The following is a 17,703-nucleotide window of genomic DNA, read 5'->3' on the forward strand; positions in this document are numbered from 1 at the left end:
CAAGGTGGGGCAACTGGCCGCATCGCCGGCGAGCCGGCGCCCACAGGATCTGCACAATCTTGAGACCAGCGGGTTACGGGTGGGAGCCGGCTTGCCGGCGAATGGGCCTATAATCCAAGCCAACTTCTTGCTCTGTGCCCGTCATGTCCTGCAACCGCCACAAGATCCACTTCCTGCGCGAACTCATCCCCTCGTTCGAGTGCGAGCCCGGCTGCCACGACTGCTGCGGCCCGGTGACCACGTCGACGGAAGAAATGGCCCGCCTGCCGCGCAAGTCCCAGGCTGAGCAGGATGCGGCGCTGGAGCGCCTGGACTGCGTGCACCTGGGCCCCAACGGCTGCACCGTGTATGAAGAGCGGCCGATGATTTGCCGCCTGTTTGGCACCACCCCGCGCATGGCCTGCCCGCGGGGCCGTGGCCCTGAGCCGATGATCGAGCCCGAAGCCGAGCAGCTGGTTCACCGGTTCATCGCCACCACCCGCCAGGTGCTGGTCTAGCCTCAGTCCGGAATTGGCAGGCAGAGGCTTTCCTTCACTTCTTCCATCACGATGTAGCTCTTCGATTCGCGCACGTGCGGCAGCTTCAGCAGGATATCGCCCAGCAGCTTGCGGTACGAAGCCATCTCCGAAATACGTGCCTTCACCAGGTAGTCGAAATCGCCCGACACCAGGTGGCATTCCAGCACGTGCGGCAGCTTGAGCACCGCGCGGCGGAACTCTTCGAACGTGTCACCCGACTTGTAGTCCAGGCTGATTTCCACGAACACCAGCAGGCTGCCCTTGAGGTGCTGCGGGTTGAGCCGGGCGTTGTAGCCCATGATGATGCCCTCGCGCTCCAGGCGGCGGACGCGCTCGGTGCAAGGGGTTGTGGAAAGCCCAACTTTCTCGCCCAGTTCGGTGAAGGAAATACGCCCGTCATTCTGCAGGATCCGCAGGATGTTGCGGTCGATCTTATCCAGTTCACGCTTGCTCTGGTGCTGGGTTCTCATAGGGGATGCCCCTCCGTGAAAGGCGATTTTGCCGAGAATTCTCGCCAAATATAGGCTTTTATATAGTGAATTGCACTGGTCTGTAATTTTTATACTGCGCGCATCCATGCCATTTCAACAAAAATGCGGCGCGCCGCGTGCGAGGGATCAACAATGCGAGTTCTGGTACTTGGTAGCGGTGTCATCGGAACCGCCAGTGCCTATTATCTGGCCCGGCAAGGTTATGAAGTGACGGTGGTCGATCGCCAACCGGCAGTAGCCATGGAAACCAGCTTTGCCAACGCCGGCCAGATCTCGCCCGGCTATGCCTCGCCCTGGGCTGCCCCAGGCGTACCGCTCAAAGCCATCAAGTGGCTGCTGGAGCGCCACGCGCCCCTGGCCATCAAGTTGACCGGCGACGTCGACCAGTACCTGTGGATGGCGCAGATGCTGCGCAATTGCACTGCCAGTCGTTATGCGGTGAACAAGGAGCGCATGGTGCGGCTGTCCGAGTACAGCCGTGACTGCCTCGACGAGTTGCGCGCCGAAACCGGCATCGCCTATGAAAGCCGGACCCTGGGCACCACGCAGCTGTTCCGCACCCAGGCCCAGGTGGATGCCGCCGCCAAGGACATCGCCGTGCTCGAACAGTCCGGCGTGCCGTATGAATTGCTCGACCGAGAGGGCATTGCCCGCGTCGAACCGGCCTTGGCCGGGGTCAAGGACATCCTCGCCGGTGCCTTGCGCCTGCCCAACGACCAGACCGGCGACTGCCAGCTGTTCACGACCAGGCTCGCCGAAATGGCGCTGAAGCTCGGTGTCGAGTTCCGCTTCGGCCAGGACATCCAGCGCCTGGACTTCGCCGGTGACCGCATCAACGGTGTGTGGATCGACGGCAAGCTGGAAACCGCCGACCGCTACGTGCTGGCGCTGGGCAGCTATTCGCCGCAGATGCTCAAGCCGCTGGGCATCAGGGCACCGGTGTACCCGCTCAAGGGCTACTCGCTGACCGTGCCGATCACCCATGCCGACATGGCACCGACTTCAACCATTCTCGACGAGACCTACAAGGTCGCCATCACCCGTTTCGACAACCGCATCCGCGTGGGTGGCATGGCTGAAATTGCTGGTTTTGACCTGTCGCTGAACCCGCGTCGGCGCGAAACGCTGGAGATGATCGTCAACGACCTTTATCCTCGTGGCGGCGACCTCAGCCAGGCAAGCTTCTGGACCGGTCTGCGCCCAGCGACCCCGGACGGTACGCCGATCGTCGGTGCCACCGCGTTCCGCAACCTGTTCCTCAACACCGGCCACGGTACGCTGGGTTGGACCATGGCCTGTGGTTCCGGTCGCCTGCTGGCCGACCTGATTGCGCGCAAGAAGCCGCAGATCAGCGCCGAAGGTCTGGACATCTCCCGTTACGGCAACACCCGGGAAGTCGCCAAGCAAGGCCAGACGGCGCCTGTGCATCAATAATCGAGGTGCCTGTTCCGGCCTCGTCGCGGGGCAAGCCCGCTTCCACATTGTTTTGTGGGAGCAGGCTTGCCCCGCGAAAAAGCCATCACCGTTTTCAACCTGAACCACCATAAGGCTGCCGCCATGCGCCCCGCCCGTGCCCTGATCGACCTCCAGGCCCTGCGCCACAACTACCGCCTCGCCCGTGAACTGACCGGCGCCAAAGCCCTCGCCGTGATCAAGGCCGATGCCTATGGCCACGGCGCCGTGCGTTGCGCCCTGGCCCTGGAAAGCGAAGCCGACGGCTTTGCCGTGGCCTGCATCGAAGAAGCGCTGGAACTGCGTGCGGCGGGTATCAAGGCCCCGGTGTTGCTGCTCGAAGGCTTTTTCGAAGCCAGCGAGCTGGCGCTGATTGCCGAGCACGAACTGTGGTGCGTGGTGCATTCGCTGTGGCAACTGGAGGCCATCGAAAACACCCCGGTGCACAAGCCATTGACCCTCTGGCTGAAGCTCGACAGCGGCATGCATCGCGCGGGGCTGCACCCCAAGGATTACCACGAGGCCTACCAGCGGCTGTTGGCCAGCGGCAAGGTTTTGCGCATCGTGCTGATGAGCCACTTCGCCCGTGCCGATGAGCTGGATGCCGACGCCACGGCCCAGCAGATCGCCGTGTTCGATGCCGCCCGCCAGGGCCTGGCCGCCGAATGCAGCCTGCGCAACTCGCCCGGTGTGCTGGCCTGGCCGCAAGCGCCGAGCGACTGGGTGCGCCCTGGCATCATGCTGTATGGCGCCACGCCGTTCGAAGTGACGCAGGCCCAGGCCGCGCGCCTGCAGCCGGTCATGACCCTGCAATCGCGGGTCATCAGCGTGCGTGAGCTGCCCGCCGGCGAACCTGTGGGCTACGGCGCCAAGTTCATCAGCCCGCGCCCGACCCGCGTCGGCGTGGTCGCCATGGGCTACGCCGACGGCTACCCCCGCCAGGCCCCCACCGGTACACCGGTGATGGTCGCCGGCAAGCGCAGCCAGCTGATCGGCCGCGTGTCGATGGACATGCTGTGCATCGACCTGACCGACGTGCCCGAGGCGACCATCGGCAGCCCGGTCGAGCTGTGGGGCAAACAGGTGCTGGCCAGCGAAGTGGCCATGCATGCCGGGACCATCCCCTACCAGATCTTCTGCAACCTGAAGCGGGTGCCGCTGGACTATTTCGGCGAATGACACGCTGAAGCGGACAGCCTGAGCGGCGGTGTGTTGTAAATACTGAACGGCATTGCCATGATATCGTTCACATTCACCCCGCCATCTCACCGTTTCAGGAGGCTCCAGCTTTGGACGTCGGCGAACGACTGCAAGCCATCCGCAAGCTCAAGGGCCTGTCCCAGCGTGAACTTGCCAAGCGCGCGGGTGTGACCAACAGCACCATCTCGATGATCGAGAAAAACAGCGTGAGCCCCTCGATCAGCTCGCTGCGCAAGGTGCTCAGTGGTATTCCCATGTCCATGGTGGAGTTCTTTTCGGTCGAGCTGGAGGCCGAAAGCCCCGCGCAGATCGTCTACAAGGCACACGAGCTGATCGACATTTCCGACGGTGCAGTGACCATGAAGCTGGTGGGCAAGTCGCACCCCAACCGCGCCATTGCCTTTCTGACCGAGGTCTACCCGCCAGGTGCCGACACCGGTGCCGAGATGCTCACCCATGATGGCGAGGAAACCGGCATCCTGCTCGAAGGCCGGCTTGAACTGGTAGTGGGCAACGAGATCTTCATCCTCGAAGAAGGCGACAGCTATTACTTCGAAAGCACCCGCCCGCACCGTTTTCGCAACCCCTTCGATGAGCCTGCACGGCTGATCAGCGCTGCCACGCCGTCGAACTTTTGATCCAGCGCAGTGCATTGATTCGGTAATACCCCTTTCCCGAGTAGGGTCGTTTCACGGCTTACGGGTTCCCGCTATACTTTTCAACGCTCGCATTACCGTGGCCGCGGGCGTGATTAGCCACCATGAGGGTGTTCGCGTGAACCAAATCAAGAAGATGCTGGCCGTACCAGCAGCCGTATTCGCCCTATGGGCAATCAGCGCAACCGCTGCGACCAATGACGACATCGCCAAACGCCTGGAGCCGGTCGGCCAGGTGTGTGTCCAGGGCCAGGAATGCAAAGGCATGGAAGTGGCTGCCGCGGCGGGCGGTGGCGGCGCCAAGACACCGGATGACATCATCGCCAAGCACTGCAATGCCTGCCATGGCAGTGGCCTGCTGGGCGCGCCGAAAATCGGTGATACCGCCGCGTGGAAAGAGCGCGCCGACCACCAGGGTGGCCTCGACGGCATCCTCGCCAAGGCCATTACCGGTATCAACGCCATGCCACCCAAAGGCACCTGCGCGGATTGCTCGGACGATGATCTGAAAGGGGCGATCAAGAAGATGTCCGGGCTTTGAGCCGCGACTGAATTACACAGGGCCCGCCTACAATGGCGGGCTTTGTTTTTGTGCAGGCAACGAACCCGCGTCGGTTCATGTCCAACCCCTGAACCCACGGAAGACTCAGGAGGCCAAGATGCACCTCTGTTCCATCGATCAGGCGGTCGAGCAGGTCTTGTCACGCTTGCCGGCTCACATTCACATGGGCCTGCCGCTGGGTCTTGGCAAACCCAATGCCTTCGTCAATGCGCTCTATGCCCGGGTGCGCGAACTGCCCGAGCGCCAGCTGACGATCTACACGGCGTTGTCGCTCGGTCGCCCCCCCTTGGGCGACGGCCTGCAACGGCGATTCCTCGAGCCCTTCATCGAGCGAGTATTCGCCGATTACGAAGAACTCACCTACCTGGCAGACCTGCGCAACGACCAGCTGCCGCCGAACATCCGCGTCGAGCAGTTCTTCATGCAGCCCGGCAGCCTGCTGCACAGCGAGACTGCCCAACAGGACTACATCAGCAGCAACTACAGCCACGCCGCCCGCGACATCAATGCCAAGGGCCTGAACCTGATTGCCCAACTGGTAGCCGCCACGCCGGAAAAGCCGGTGCACTTGAGCCTGGCCTGCAACCCCGACATCACCCTCGACTTGCTGCCGATGATCGCCAAGCGACGTGAGGCCGGTGAAACGATCCTCATGCTTGGCCAGGTGCATGCCGAGCTGCCCTACATGCCCGGCGATTCGGAGCTGGGTATGGAGGCATTCGACCTGCTGATCGATCAAGCCGACCAACGCCGGCTGTTCTCCACGCCGAACATGCCGGTCACCACCCAGGACCATTGCATTGGCTTGCACGCCAGCACCCTGGTGCGCGATGGCGGCACGCTGCAGATTGGCATCGGCGCCATGGGTGATGCCGTAGCCGCCGCCCTGCTGGCGCGCCAGGGCGACAATGCGGGCTACCGGGCATTGATGGATGAGCTGGATGTTGGCCCATGGCACACCCTCATCGAGCGGGAAGGGGGGCTGGATGCGTTCGCCCAAGGGCTCTACGGTTGCAGCGAAATGTTCGTCAATGGCCTGCTGGCGCTAGCCGAGGCCGGCGTAGTGCGGCGCCCGGCCGACGAGCAGGGTGTGCTGGTGCATGGCGGGTTCTTCCTCGGGCCAAGGGCGTTCTACCAACGCTTGCGGGACATGCCGCTGGAGCAGCGTGCGCAGTTCGCGATGACCCGCATCAGCTTTATCAACGAGCTGTATGGCCAGGAAGAGCTCAAGCGCCGCCAACGCCGCGATGCCCGCTTTATCAACACGGTGTTCACCATGACCTTGCTCGGCGCGGGGGTGGCCGACCAACTGGAGGATGGCCGCGTGCTCAGCGGTGTAGGCGGGCAGTACAACTTCGTCGCCCAGGGCCATGCGCTGGAGGGCGGGCGCTCGATCCTGCTGCTGCGCAGCTGGCGTGAGGCGGGTGGCGACGTCAGCTCCAACCTGCTTTGGTCCTATGGCCACTGCACCATCCCTCGGCACCTGCGCGATATCGTGGTGACCGAGTATGGCATCGCAGACTTGCGCGGGCAGACCGACAGCGAAGTCATAGCGCGGTTGCTGGCGGTCAGTGATTCAAGGTTCCAGGGCGAGCTGATCGAGCAGGCCAAGAAGGCCGGCAAACTGGCCAAGGGCTTCCAGCTGGAGGCGCGGTTCACCGACAACACGCCCGAGCGGCTCGAGGAGATCAGGGCGCGGCATGCGCGGCTGTTCCCGGAGTATCCGTTGGGGACTGATTTCACGGCAGAGGAGCGGGACTTGCTGCGGGCGTTGAACTGGCTCAAGAGCAAGTTCAGGTTGAGCGAGGTGCTGGAGCTGGGCAAGGCCGCGCTGGATGCGCCGGGGCCGGAGGGGTATGCGGCACAGTTGGCGCGCATGGGGCTGGGCCATCCCCAAGGGCTGAAGGAAGAGCTGTATCAGCGGTTGCTGATGGCGGGTTTGGCTGCATCAAGGGACTAAGGGGTGGCCATTCGCGAGCAAGCCCGCTGCCACAGGAAATCACTACTCTCAAGAGCGGTGCCTGTGGGAGCGGGCTTGCCCGCGAAGAAGACGCTGCGGTCACTCGATGAAGCTGACCACACCACCTTCCAGCGACTTCACCCGCGCCAGCGATTCAACGCGGTAGCCCTGGCTGTCCAGCTCGGCACGGCCGCCCTGGAACGACTTCTCGATGACGATACCCAGGCCGGCCACAGTGGCGCCGGCCTGTTTGATGATCGAAATCAGCGCCTGCGACGCCTTGCCGTTGGCCAGGAAGTCGTCGATCACCAGCACGCGGTCGCTGCTGTTGAGGTGGCGCGGCGAAATGGCCACGGTGTTCTCGGTCTGCTTGGTGAAGGAATACACCGAGGCAGTCAGCAGGTTCTCGGTCAGGGTCAGCGACTGGTGCTTGCGCGCGAAGATCACCGGAACGCCCAGCTTCAGGCCAGTCATCACCGCCGGGGCAATCCCCGAGGCTTCGATGGTGACGATCTTGGTCACGCCGGCATCGGCGTAAAGGCGGGCGAACTCGTCACCGATCAGCTGCATCAAGGCAGGGTCGATCTGGTGGTTGAGAAACGCGTCGACTTTGAGAACTTGATCGGAAAGCACGATGCCTTCTTCGCGAATCTTCTGCTGCAGTGCTTCCACTGTGGTTTCCTCGATGTAGCAAAGGTGGCCGCTAAAAAGCGGCAAAGTTAAAGAGTAATGGTTGATCAGCGTTTGAGCATTGCCCGGATATCGGCCAGCGCGTTATTGCCACGTGCGGCTTTGACTTCCACGGGTGCATCGTCCAGGCCTTCCCAGGCCAGGTCGTCCGGCGGCAGTTCATCCAGGAACCGGCTGGGCGTGCAGTCGATGATTTCGCCGTACTGCTTGCGCTTGGCGGCGAAGGTGAAGGCCAGGGTCTGGCGCGCGCGGGTGATGCCCACGTAGGCCAGGCGGCGTTCCTCTTCGATGGTGTCGGCCTCGATACTCGAGCGGTGGGGGAGGATTTCCTCCTCCATGCCCATGATGAACACGTAAGGGAATTCCAGGCCTTTGGAGGCATGCAGGGTCATCATCTGCACGCCTTCGGCGTTCTCTTCCTCTTCCTGCTGGCGTTCGAGCATGTCGCGCAACACCAGCTTGCCGATGGCGTCCTCGATGGTCATGTCACCCTCTTCGTCTTTTTCGAGGGTGTTCTTCAGCGCTTCTACCAGGAACCAGACGTTGCTGATGCGGAACTCCGCCGCCTTGTCGCTGGCGGTCTGCTGGCGGATCCAGTTTTCGTAGTCGATGTCGCGGATCATCTCGTGCAGCGCGGCGATCGGGTCTTCCAGGGCAACCTTGTGGCGCACCCCGTCCAACCAGTGCTTGAAGCGCTGCAGGCGCTCGGTGTAGCGGGCGTCAAGGTGTTCGCCCAGGCCCATCTCCTCGCTGGCGGCGTACATCGAGATACCGCGCTCGGTGGAATAGTTGCCGAGTTTTTCCAGGGTCGTGGAGCCGATCTCCCGGCGCGGCACGTTGATGACGCGCAGGTAGGCGTTGTCGTCGTCCGGGTTCACCAGCAGGCGCAGGTAGGCCATCAGGTCCTTGACCTCCTGGCGGCCGAAGAAACTGTTGCCGCCCGACAGGCGATACGGCACCTGGTGGTGCTGCAGCTTCAGTTCGATCAGCTTGGCCTGGTAGTTGCCGCGGTAGAGGATGGCGAAATCGCTGTACGGGCGGTTGGTGCGCAGGTGCAGGGTGAGGATTTCCATGGCCACGCGCTCAGCCTCGGCTTCCTCGTTCTTGCAACGGATGACGCGGATCTCGTCGCCCACGCCCATCTCGCTCCACAGCTGTTTCTCGAACGCATGCGGGTTGTTGGCGATCAGCACGTTGGCGCAGCGCAGGATGCGGCTGGTGGAGCGGTAGTTCTGTTCGAGCATGACGATCTTCAGGGAGGGGTAGTCCTCCTTGAGCAGCATCAGGTTCTCGGGGCGCGCGCCACGCCAGGCGTAGATCGACTGGTCGTCGTCACCCACCACGGTGAACTGGTTGCGCATGCCGATGAGCATTTTCACCAGCAGGTACTGGCTGGCGTTGGTGTCCTGGTATTCGTCCACCAGCAGGTAGCGCACGCGGTTCTGCCAGCGTTCGAGCACCTCGGGGTGCTCCTGGAACAGTTTGACCGGCTGCAGGATCAGGTCGTCGAAGTCCACCGCGTTGAACGCCTTGAGCGTGCGCTGGTAGTGGGTGTAGACGATGGCGGCGGTCTGTTCGCGCGGGTTGCGGGCTTTTTCCAGGGCTTCGGGGGGCAGGACCAGGTCGTTCTTCCAGGCACCGATCATGTTCTTGATCTCGTCGATGCCGTCGTCGCCGGAGTATTCCTTCTGCATGATGTCCGACAGCAGCGCCTTGATGTCAGACTCGTCGAAGATCGAGAAGCCTGGCTTGTAGCCCAGCTTGTCGTGCTCCTTGCGGATGATGTTCAGGCCCAGGTTGTGGAACGTGCACACCGTCAGGCCCCGGCCTTCCCCCGGGCGCAGCAGGGTAGCGACCCGTTCCTTCATCTCGCGCGCGGCCTTGTTGGTGAAGGTCATCGCGACGATGTACTGGGCACGGATGCCGCAGTTCTGGATCAGGTGGGCGATCTTGCGCGTGATCACGCTGGTCTTGCCGGAGCCTGCACCGGCGAGCACCAAAAGAGGGCCGCCGACGTAGTCACGGGCTTCCTGTTGCCTGGGATTGAGTCGGGACATGCTAGAAACCGGGGGTCGCCAGAAAATAGCCGCGCATTCTAACAGGCATGGGGCGGTTGTGGCGCGACCGTCTGACGTCTGAGTCAGACTTTCTGCATGCTCATACCATTAGTCAGGCTCATGCTATTCATGGAAAAAATCGTATTTGCTGGTTTAACCACTTTCGCGCAGGATGCACGTCAAAATGTGTCGGGACGCGCTGTGGGCAAGGATATGTCTAAAAGTGAAAATCATTTTCATTTATGCAGTAGCATACCCGGCCTCCCTCGTAACACCGTCCCAGCTTTAAGGAGCCCGCTTGTCCACGCCTGTCGAACCTCTGCGTTTGCTGTTGTTGGCTGATGAGCCGGAATGGGCCGCCTTGCTGCGCGAGTGCCTGCTGCCGCTGGACGGCACGGCCGTTTTGCTGACCGCACCGAACTGGGCGGCGGTCGACACCCTGTTCAGCCATGACCGCCAGGCGGTGATTCTGGCCACCCCGGCCCTGCAGCCGGCGCCGGGGCGTTGCGACCTGCCGACCATCCTGCTGCTCGACCACGAGCCCGAGGCGCCGCCCACCGGCGTCAGCGACTGGCTGGTGCGTGACCAACTGAATGCCGATGCCCTGCGCCGTTCGTTGCGCCATGTGCGCGAGCGCGGCGTGCTGGTTGCCACCTTGCAGCGCTTGGCCGAGCAGGACCCACTGACCGGTATCGCCAACCGCCAGGGCTTCCAGGCCCTGCTGACCGCACGCCTGGCCGAGAGCGACGGGCGCGGCGTGGCCCTCGGGCACCTGGACCTCGACAACTTCCGCCACGTCAACGATGCCCTCGGGCACCAGGGCGGCGACCGCTTGATCCTGCAGGTGGTGTCGCGCCTCAAGCAGCAACTGGAGGCCGGCGACCAGCTGGCACGCCTGGGCAGCGACGAGTTTGCCCTGTTGATCGACACCCGCCGCGACACCGGCCGCGCCGAGTGGATCGCCGAACGCATCGTCGAAGCCCTGGCCGAGCCGTATTGGATCGACGGCGAAAGCCTGTTGCTCGGCTGCAGCCTGGGCCTGGCCCACGCGCGCGCGCAGAGTGGCGCCGACCCGCTGATGTGGCATGCGCACATTGCCATGCGCCAGGCCAAGAGCAGCCAGGGCTGCACCTTCCATGTGTTCAACGAGCGGATCAACCGCAACGCCCGCAGCCTGGCCGACCTCGAAGGCGAACTGCGCCGTGCCCTGCGCCGCGATGAGCTGGAGCTGCACTACCAGCCGCGGCTGAACCTGGCCGACGGCCGCATCGTCGGCCTGGAAGCCCTGGTGCGCTGGCGCCATGCCGAACGCGGCCTGCTGCCACCGAGCGAATTCGTGCCGCTGGCCGAGCAGAGCGGGCTGATCGTGCCGCTAGGCTACTGGGTGATCTCGCGCGCCTTGCGCGATATGCAGGCCCTGCGCGAGAGCGGCCTGGCGCCGCTGCACATGGCGGTGAACCTGAGCTTCCGGCAGTTCCAGGACAGCCAACTGCTGGCCACGCTCAGCCGCCTGATCATCGAGCACGGCGTCGATGCCCGCTGGCTGGAGTTCGAGCTGACCGAAACGGCAGTGATGCGCCGTAACGAGCTGGTGCGCCAGACCATGGATGCCTTGGGGCGCCTTGGCGTGCGCTTCTCGCTGGACGACTTTGGTACCGGCTTCTCTTCGTTCGTGCACCTGAACAGCCTGCCGATCACCCTGCTCAAGGTCGACCGCAGCTTCGTCGCCGAGATGGAGATGCGCGAGGAGAACCGCAAACTGGTGCACGCGATGATCAACCTGGCGCACAACCTCAACCTGGAGGTGGTCGCAGAAGGCGTTGAGAGCCAAGAACAGATGGCGTTGCTGCGTGGGTTCGGTTGCGACCAGGTGCAAGGGTTCCTGGTCAGCAAGCCGCTGCCGGTGGGGGAGTTGGTGGCGTATTTGCAGCAGGCGTCCGAGCGCAAGCTGGCGGAAGTTCTCTAGGCCGCCATCGCCGGCAAGCCGGCGAAGGGGCCCTGAAGTCAGGCCGAAACAGCGGCCTTTTTGCTGAAGCCGGCCTTCCCCAGCATCCGCTTCATCCGCCATTCGAAGGCAATGGTCAACGCCACCGATGCACAGGCCAAGCCCAACGCCAGCCCCCACCACACACCCACCGCGCCGCCACCGAAGTTGAACGTCAGCAGCCACGCACTCGGCGCCCCGACCAGCCAGTAGCAGCACAGCCCGATCAGGAACGTGGTCTTGGCATCCTTCAAGCCACGGATCGAGCCCATGGCAATGGTCTGCACGCCATCGAACAGTTCGAACCAGGCCGCCACCATCAGCAAGCTCACCGCCAGCTGGTAGATCCCCGCGAACGCCGGGTCATTGCCATCGATGAACAGGCCCACCAGCATTTCCGGGCGCAGCCAGAACAGCGCGGCGAAGGCGAACATGATCATCGCACCAAAACTGATGCCCACCCGCCCGGCACTGCGCGCCGCCAGCAGGTTGCCGGCACCGTAATAGAGCCCGACCCGCATGGTCACCGCATACGAAAGCCCGGTCGGCACCATGAACGCGGTCGAGACGATCTGCAGGGCAATCTGGTGCGCCGCCAGCTCAGTGCTGCCGAGCACCCCCATGCACAGCGCGGCAAAGGCGAACAGGCCGACTTCCACCATGTAGGTGCCACCAATTGGCAGCCCCAACCGCCACAGCTCGCGCAAGGCCGGCAGGGAAGGGCGCGACAGGCCCTTTCGCAGCGGGTAGGCGGCATAGGCCGGGTGCCAGCGGATGTACAGCGCCAGGGCGATGGCCATGCCCATTGACACCACTGCGGTGACCAGGCCGATGCCCATCAGCCCCAGCTTGGGCAGGCCGAACATGCCTTCGATCAGCGCGACGTTGAGCAGGTAGTTGAGCACCGTGCCAACCACGCTGATGACCATCACCGGGGCCGAGCGGCCCAGCGCACTGGTGAAGCCGCGCAAGGCCATGAAGGTCAGGTAGCCGGGCAGCGCCAGCGGCAGCAGGGTGAGAAACTCCGTGGCCGAGGCAACGTTTTCAGGCTGTTGCCCGAACAGCAGCAGCACCGGCTTGAGGTTCCACAGGGCCAGTGCCGCGACCAGCGCCAGGCCCCAGGCCAGCCACAGGCCGTTCTGCGCCAGGCGGGTGGCGCCCTCGATGTCGTTGGCGCCCTTGCGGATCGCCACCAGGGTGCCGACTGCCGCGATCACGCCCAGGCAGAAGATCGACACGAACGAATAGCTCGCCGCGCCCAGGCCACCCCCGGCCAGCGCCTGCGGGCTGATGCGGGCCATCATCAGGGTGTCGGTGAGCACCATCAGCATGTGCGCCAACTGCGAGGCGATCAGCGGCCCGGCCAGGCGCAGCAAAGCCTTGAGTTCTGTTTTGGGCGCGACATGCATGGGTGGGGTCCTTTTGGCCTGACTCGGTGAGCGAGGAGCGATTCTGAGGCCTCGGTCAACTTTGCACAAAAGGATAAAAGCGATGGTTGGCATGAGTTGAACTCATGCATATATGATTCTGGGCATTCTTTCTCTGCCCCGTATGCAGGTGCCTCATGTCACGCCAGATGCCTCCGCTGTATGCGCTGCGCGCATTCGAAGCCGCCGCCCGGCTCAGCTCGTTCACCCGTGCCGGCCACGAGCTGTCGATCACCCAGAGCGCGGTCAGCCGGCATATCCGTACCCTGGAGGAGCACTTTGCCTGCCGCCTGTTCATCCGCAGCGGCCGCAGCCTGCAGTTGACCGAAGCCGCGCGGGTGCTGCTGCCTGGTGTGCGCGAAGGTTTTGCCGCGTTGGAGCGGGCCTGCGATACCTTGCGCGGTGAGGACGACATCCTGCGCATGAAGGCGCCTTCGACTCTGACCATGCGCTGGCTGCTGGCGCGGCTGAGCCAGTTCCGCCACTTGCAGCCGGGCAACGAAGTGCAATTGACCAGCGCCTGGATGGACGTGGACCACGTGGACTTCAACCAGGAGCCTTTCGACTGCGCGGTATTGCTCAGTGACGGCGTGTTCCCGCAGGACTGGGAGGTGCGGCGGTTGTTTGCCGAGCTGTTGATCCCGGTGGGCGCGCCGGACCTGCTCAAGGAAGGCCCCTGGGACGAACGCCGGCTGGCCGGCATCGAGCTGCTGCACCCCACCCCCGACAAGCGTGACTGGCGCGAATGGCTGGAGCGCATGGGGTTGGCCGACAGCGTGTCGCTCAAGGGCGGGCAGGTGTTCGACACCTTGGAGCTGGGCATGATCGCTGCGGCGCGTGGTTACGGGATCTCCATGGGCGACCTGCTGATGGTCGCCGAAGACGTGGCGCACGGGCGCTTGAGCCTGCCGTGGCCGACTGCGGTGCCCAGTGGCATGGATTACTACCTGGTGTGGCCGCGCACCCGGCCAGGTGGTGAGCGGTTGCGGCGGTTGAGTGTGTTTCTGCAGGAAGAGGCGGCGGCGGTGAACTTGCCGGAAGTGCACATACTGCCGGGTCTTTGATTGCCTGCACCGGCCCTTTCGCCGGCTTGCTGGCGAAAGGGCCGGTGCAAAGGCAAAGAAAACGTTTGCGAATATCCCGGCCCGACACTCAAGTATTCGCCAGCGACGCCGATTTACTTGCACCAGCGTCCCGGAAAGAGGGCGCGATTCTCCGTCGATAATCAGCAGGCGGTCAGCGTGATCAGGATGATCCCGGCCATTTGCCAGGAGCTTCTCTATGTCTCAACCGCGTGCCCGAATTGCCTCGCAGCTCGGTGTCGCCCTCGCCATCGTGCTGGCGCTGGTGATCACCGGCAGTACCTTGTTCGCCCTGCGTTCGCTGGATGATGCCAACCTCGCCACGCGCCAGGCGCACCTGGCCAGCGAGGCGCGGCTGCTGGCCGACCAGCTGGAAACCTTCCACGGTTCCCTCAAGGACAACACCCAACGCTTGAGCGGCCTGTTCGAGCGTCGTTTTGCCTCAGGCCTGTCGCTGCATGCTGGCGAAACCGTGCAGGTTGCTGGCCAGGCCACGCCGGCGCTTTACCTGGGTGACCACCTGCTGAACAACGACTTCCAGCAGGTCGATGAGTTCCAGCAGATGACTGCCGGTATCGCCACGCTGTTCGTGCGCAGCGGCGATGACTTCGTGCGCATCACCACCAACCTGAAAAAACAGGATGGCAGCCGCGCCATTGGCACCCAACTCGACCGCCAGCACCCGGCTTACGCAAAGCTGCTGGCAGGGCAGATGTACGTCGGCCGCGCCGTGCTGTTCGAGCGCAACTACATGACCCGCTACGTGCCGGTGAATGATGGCAACGGCCGGGTCATTGCCGTGCTGTTCGTCGGCTTCGACTACACCGACGCGCAGAACGCCCAGTTCAACAACCTCAAGCGCTTCCGGATTGGCGAAACCGGCTCGCTGGCCATTCGTGACGAGCGAGGCCAGTGGCTGGTGCCGCCGGCCAATGCCGATCAGGACCTGTTCAGCGCCTCTGCACCGTTCGCCGAAGGCCCGTGGACCGTAGTCGCCAGCATGCCGCTGGCGGAGATCCGCGAGGTGACCTGGAGCGTCGGCCTGCGCCTGGCCATCGGCAGCCTTTTGGCGATGTTGCTGGCAGTGGCCGCCACGCTGTGGCTGTTGCGGCGCAAACTGCGCCCGCTCGATGACCTGGTGCGTCAGGCCGATGCGCTGGGCGCAGGCGACCTGAACGCGCGCTTGGCGGTGACCAGCCATGACGAGATCGGCCAGCTGGCGCGCAGCTTCAACAAGATGGGCGAAGCGTTGGCGACCATGGTCGAGCACATCCGTGGTGCCTCCGACCAGGTCAGCGGCCGTGCCCGTTCGCTGGCGGGCCTGTCGGCGGGCGCCTGTGAAGGCATGGACCAGCAGTCCGGCGAAATCACCAGCATGGCCGGTGCGGTGGAGGAGTTCAGCGCCACGTCGATGAACATCGCCGACAACATGGCCGGCACCGAGCGCATGGCCCGTGACAACGCTCAGCAGACGCGCATTGGCCGCACGGCCATGGATGAAGCGTCGAGCTCGCTGCGCCAGATCGCCGAGGCACTGGGTGGCACCGCGACGGTGATGGACACCCTGGGCGCCCGTTCGCAGGAAATCGGCGGCATCGTCGGGGTGATCACCGCGATTGCCGAGCAGACCAACCTGCTGGCGCTCAACGCTGCCATCGAAGCGGCGCGGGCGGGTGAGCAGGGCCGTGGATTTGCCGTGGTGGCTGACGAGGTGCGTGGCCTGGCGGCGCGTACGCGTCAGGCAACCGATGAGATCTCCGGGATGATCGCCAGCATTCAGCAGCAGACCGGCCACGCCATCAGCACCCTGGAGCAGGGCAATCAGCTGATGCAGGAAGGCCTGCAACGCAACGACAAGGTGGCCGAGGCGCTGGCCCGCATCGATGAGCAGAGCCGTGTCGCGGGCGAGCAGTTCACCGTGATCAGCACTGCGACCCAGGAGCAGAGCAGCACGGCGACCGTGCTCAGCCGCAACCTGCAGAGCATTGCCCAGGCCAACAGCGAGCAGCGCGATGTGGCCAATGAGCTGGCGTTTACCGCGCGGGAGCTGGAAGGGCTGGCGGCGCAGTTGCGCCAGGAAGTGGACCGGTTTCGGGTGTAGATAGCGGTAGGCAGTACCGGCCCAATCGCGGCTGAAGCCGCGAATGGGCCGCAAAGCGGCCCCTTTTACATGGACTCCAGGTTCAACGCCTGCGCACACGCCTGCAACGACCGCCGCTCGCTCTGCGCATACAGCGCCAGCTCGTCCTGCACCTGCAGCCCCAGCGCCGCCTCGAACGCATCGCGGTTGGCATTGTTGCCATATTCAACCTGGGCATCGTCGCCCAGGTTGGACTGGAAGATCCCCGCCGCGCTCACCGGCAAGAAGTCCTCGTACACCAACGCCTCGAAGTGCACATGACCTGCGTCGATCAAGCCTTGCAGCGTGGTGGGGCGATCCGCCTGCTCACGCGCGGCCAAGCCCTTTTCGGTGGCAAAGTAACGGAAGTACGCCAGCCCCTGCTCACGCATCTGCGCCAGGTCATCCGGGAACTCGGCGAAGTGTTCCTTCAGCAATGCCATGTAATGTTCGGCGTTGGCCTCGCCCGGTGCGCCGCCGAGCGCCGCACGGGTAGCGTCCAGCAACCGGTCATAAAGCGCGCGCCCCTTCGGCGTCAGTGCCGCGCCACGCTGTTCGATCTCGCCGAAGCGCGCGGTGTGGCTGCCTTCGTTGCCGGGCTGGTCGCTGAAGGCGACCTTCTCCTGCAGCGCCTTGAAGCTGGTCTGGCGCAGCAGGATCGGGTGACGGCGGGTGGGCGGGCCTTCGATCACAGCCTTCGGTGGAATGCCCTTGGCCGGCATGCCCCGCTGGATCGCGTCGATGTCAAGCGTACGCGGGGTCAGGTGGTTGATGTGCGGGCCCTTGAACGCCACCACGTCGGCGATCAGGCGATGCTGCTCGTGCAACCGCTGGTACTGCTCGGCGGTGACCGTGGCGTCCTGGTGCCAGCGGAAGGTGTGCAGGGCTTCCTGCACGAAGGCCTCGGCGTCAGCCGCGTTCAGGCCGCCGTCTCGCTCGCACTGGGCGATCAGCTCGAGGGCCCGGGCGGTGAAGATCCTGCGCTTGGCCAGGATGGTCCGGGCCAGCTCACGCAGTGCCGGGTTGTCTATCAGCTCCAGGCGCAGCAGCGAGGTGAACACCCGGAACGGGCTGACGTGCAGCGCCTGTTCGTGCACGGCGCGGAAGGCGGTGGAGTGCACCGGCACGCCGGCGGAGCTGAGGTCGTAATAGCCAACCGGCTGCATGCCCATGACCGCGAACAGCCGGGCGATGGTGGCCAGCTCTTCGGCGCTGCCGACGCGGATGGCACCATGGCGTTCCTGGTCCAGGCGCTCGACCTCGCCGGTCCAGCGCAGCGCTTCGGCCACCTTGGGCTGCTGAGCCATGACTTGCTGGTTGATTTCGCTCACCAGCTCCAGCAGCGTGCCGTACAGTGGCACTTCCTGTTTGTACATGAGTGACATGGCGGCAGAGAATTGCGCGCGGATGCTGTCGGGGCTGACGAAATCGTGGGCGGGCATCGCAAGCTTCCTGGTTGGGTTCGGACGCTTACATGAAAGCTGGGAATGCACTATGGCCACAAG

Annotated in this window: 14 protein-coding genes and 1 pseudogene; 10 read left to right on the top strand and 5 right to left on the bottom strand. The window is 64.1% G+C overall.

What is annotated here, in order from left to right; genetic code table 11:
• Positions 1–143: 143 nt before the first annotated feature.
• Entirely contained in the window at positions 144–497 is a 354-nt protein-coding gene (locus tag ACIPIJ_RS15790) for a YkgJ family cysteine cluster protein (RefSeq protein WP_401078054.1), read from the top strand.
• Positions 498–499: 2 nt separating this feature from the next.
• Here the strand turns inward: ACIPIJ_RS15790 and dadR are convergent, their stop codons facing one another.
• Entirely contained in the window at positions 500–988 is a 489-nt protein-coding gene (gene dadR, locus ACIPIJ_RS15795) for a transcriptional regulator DadR (protein WP_003258963.1), read from the bottom strand.
• A 153-nt stretch (positions 989–1,141) separates the two neighbouring features.
• Between dadR and dadA the strand changes: the two genes are divergently transcribed.
• From dadA to ACIPIJ_RS15820, 5 genes are all read left to right on the top strand, one after another.
• A complete protein-coding gene (dadA, locus tag ACIPIJ_RS15800; protein WP_401078056.1) occupies positions 1,142–2,443 on the top strand; it encodes a D-amino acid dehydrogenase in 1,302 nt (433 codons plus the stop codon).
• Between the two features lie 123 nt (positions 2,444–2,566).
• Complete coding sequence (alr, locus tag ACIPIJ_RS15805) at positions 2,567–3,640, top strand: alanine racemase (protein ID WP_401078059.1); 1,074 nt, start codon at positions 2,567–2,569, stop codon at positions 3,638–3,640.
• A gap of 110 nt (positions 3,641–3,750) precedes the next feature.
• Positions 3,751–4,299: a cupin domain-containing protein gene (locus ACIPIJ_RS15810; protein WP_401078061.1), complete on the top strand. Its 549-nt coding sequence runs from the start codon at positions 3,751–3,753 to the stop codon at positions 4,297–4,299.
• Positions 4,300–4,453: 154 nt separating this feature from the next.
• Entirely contained in the window at positions 4,454–4,858 is a 405-nt protein-coding gene (locus ACIPIJ_RS15815) for a c-type cytochrome (protein WP_401078958.1), read from the top strand.
• A gap of 118 nt (positions 4,859–4,976) precedes the next feature.
• Entirely contained in the window at positions 4,977–6,839 is a 1,863-nt protein-coding gene (locus tag ACIPIJ_RS15820; RefSeq protein ID WP_401078064.1) for an acetyl-CoA hydrolase/transferase C-terminal domain-containing protein, read from the top strand.
• Between the two features lie 99 nt (positions 6,840–6,938).
• Here the strand turns inward: ACIPIJ_RS15820 and ACIPIJ_RS15825 are convergent, their stop codons facing one another.
• Positions 6,939–7,511, bottom strand: a complete 573-nt coding sequence (locus tag ACIPIJ_RS15825) for a xanthine phosphoribosyltransferase (RefSeq protein ID WP_401078066.1) — start codon at positions 7,509–7,511, stop codon at positions 6,939–6,941.
• Between the two features lie 65 nt (positions 7,512–7,576).
• Positions 7,577–9,586, bottom strand: a complete 2,010-nt coding sequence (rep, locus tag ACIPIJ_RS15830) for a DNA helicase Rep (RefSeq protein WP_401078069.1) — start codon at positions 9,584–9,586, stop codon at positions 7,577–7,579.
• Positions 9,587–9,884: 298 nt separating this feature from the next.
• On the opposite strand from rep, the gene ACIPIJ_RS15835 reads away from it, so the two are divergent.
• Complete coding sequence (locus ACIPIJ_RS15835) at positions 9,885–11,552, top strand: putative bifunctional diguanylate cyclase/phosphodiesterase (protein WP_401078072.1); 1,668 nt, start codon at positions 9,885–9,887, stop codon at positions 11,550–11,552.
• 38 nt (positions 11,553–11,590) lie between these two features.
• Here ACIPIJ_RS15835 and ACIPIJ_RS15840 read toward each other — a convergent pair whose 3' ends face one another.
• Entirely contained in the window at positions 11,591–12,979 is a 1,389-nt protein-coding gene (locus ACIPIJ_RS15840; protein ID WP_401078075.1) for a NorM family multidrug efflux MATE transporter, read from the bottom strand.
• A gap of 155 nt (positions 12,980–13,134) precedes the next feature.
• Between ACIPIJ_RS15840 and ACIPIJ_RS15845 the strand changes: the two genes are divergently transcribed.
• The 3 genes and pseudogenes from ACIPIJ_RS15845 (at position 13,135) to ACIPIJ_RS15855 (ending at position 16,180) form a co-directional block, all read left to right on the top strand.
• On the top strand, positions 13,135–14,061 hold the full coding sequence (locus ACIPIJ_RS15845) for a LysR substrate-binding domain-containing protein (protein ID WP_401078078.1): 927 nt from the start codon (positions 13,135–13,137) through the stop codon (positions 14,059–14,061).
• Positions 14,062–14,278: 217 nt separating this feature from the next.
• Positions 14,279–15,271 (top strand): annotated as a pseudogene (locus tag ACIPIJ_RS15850) (Cache 3/Cache 2 fusion domain-containing protein); the annotation flags it as partial.
• 219 nt (positions 15,272–15,490) lie between these two features.
• Positions 15,491–16,180, top strand: a complete 690-nt coding sequence (locus ACIPIJ_RS15855; protein WP_387523799.1) for a methyl-accepting chemotaxis protein — start codon at positions 15,491–15,493, stop codon at positions 16,178–16,180.
• A 65-nt stretch (positions 16,181–16,245) separates the two neighbouring features.
• Here ACIPIJ_RS15855 and ACIPIJ_RS15860 read toward each other — a convergent pair whose 3' ends face one another.
• The gene (locus ACIPIJ_RS15860) at positions 16,246–17,640 is read right to left on the bottom strand and encodes a VOC family protein (protein WP_401078081.1); all 1,395 of its coding nucleotides are present in this window, start codon (positions 17,638–17,640) and stop codon (positions 16,246–16,248) included.
• Between the last annotated feature and the right edge of the window lie 63 nt (positions 17,641–17,703).

The sequence above is a fragment of the Pseudomonas sp. NPDC087185 genome (genome assembly GCF_044744955.1).
Lineage (GTDB): Bacteria > Pseudomonadota > Gammaproteobacteria > Pseudomonadales > Pseudomonadaceae > Aquipseudomonas.

Coding starts and splice junctions, on each gene's coding strand:
- alr (WP_401078059.1), top strand. CDS start 2,567: ATGCGCCCCGCCCGTGCCCTGATCGACCTCCAGGCCCTGCGCCACAAC.
- rep (WP_401078069.1), bottom strand. CDS start 9,586: ATGTCCCGACTCAATCCCAGGCAACAGGAAGCCCGTGACTACGTCGGC.
- dadA (WP_401078056.1), top strand. CDS start 1,142: ATGCGAGTTCTGGTACTTGGTAGCGGTGTCATCGGAACCGCCAGTGCC.
- ACIPIJ_RS15840 (WP_401078075.1), bottom strand. CDS start 12,979: ATGCATGTCGCGCCCAAAACAGAACTCAAGGCTTTGCTGCGCCTGGCC.
- ACIPIJ_RS15815 (WP_401078958.1), top strand. CDS start 4,454: ATGCTGGCCGTACCAGCAGCCGTATTCGCCCTATGGGCAATCAGCGCA.
- ACIPIJ_RS15820 (WP_401078064.1), top strand. CDS start 4,977: ATGCACCTCTGTTCCATCGATCAGGCGGTCGAGCAGGTCTTGTCACGC.
- dadR (WP_003258963.1), bottom strand. CDS start 988: ATGAGAACCCAGCACCAGAGCAAGCGTGAACTGGATAAGATCGACCGC.
- ACIPIJ_RS15845 (WP_401078078.1), top strand. CDS start 13,135: ATGTCACGCCAGATGCCTCCGCTGTATGCGCTGCGCGCATTCGAAGCC.
- ACIPIJ_RS15860 (WP_401078081.1), bottom strand. CDS start 17,640: ATGCCCGCCCACGATTTCGTCAGCCCCGACAGCATCCGCGCGCAATTC.
- ACIPIJ_RS15855 (WP_387523799.1), top strand. CDS start 15,491: ATGAACATCGCCGACAACATGGCCGGCACCGAGCGCATGGCCCGTGAC.
- ACIPIJ_RS15790 (WP_401078054.1), top strand. CDS start 144: ATGTCCTGCAACCGCCACAAGATCCACTTCCTGCGCGAACTCATCCCC.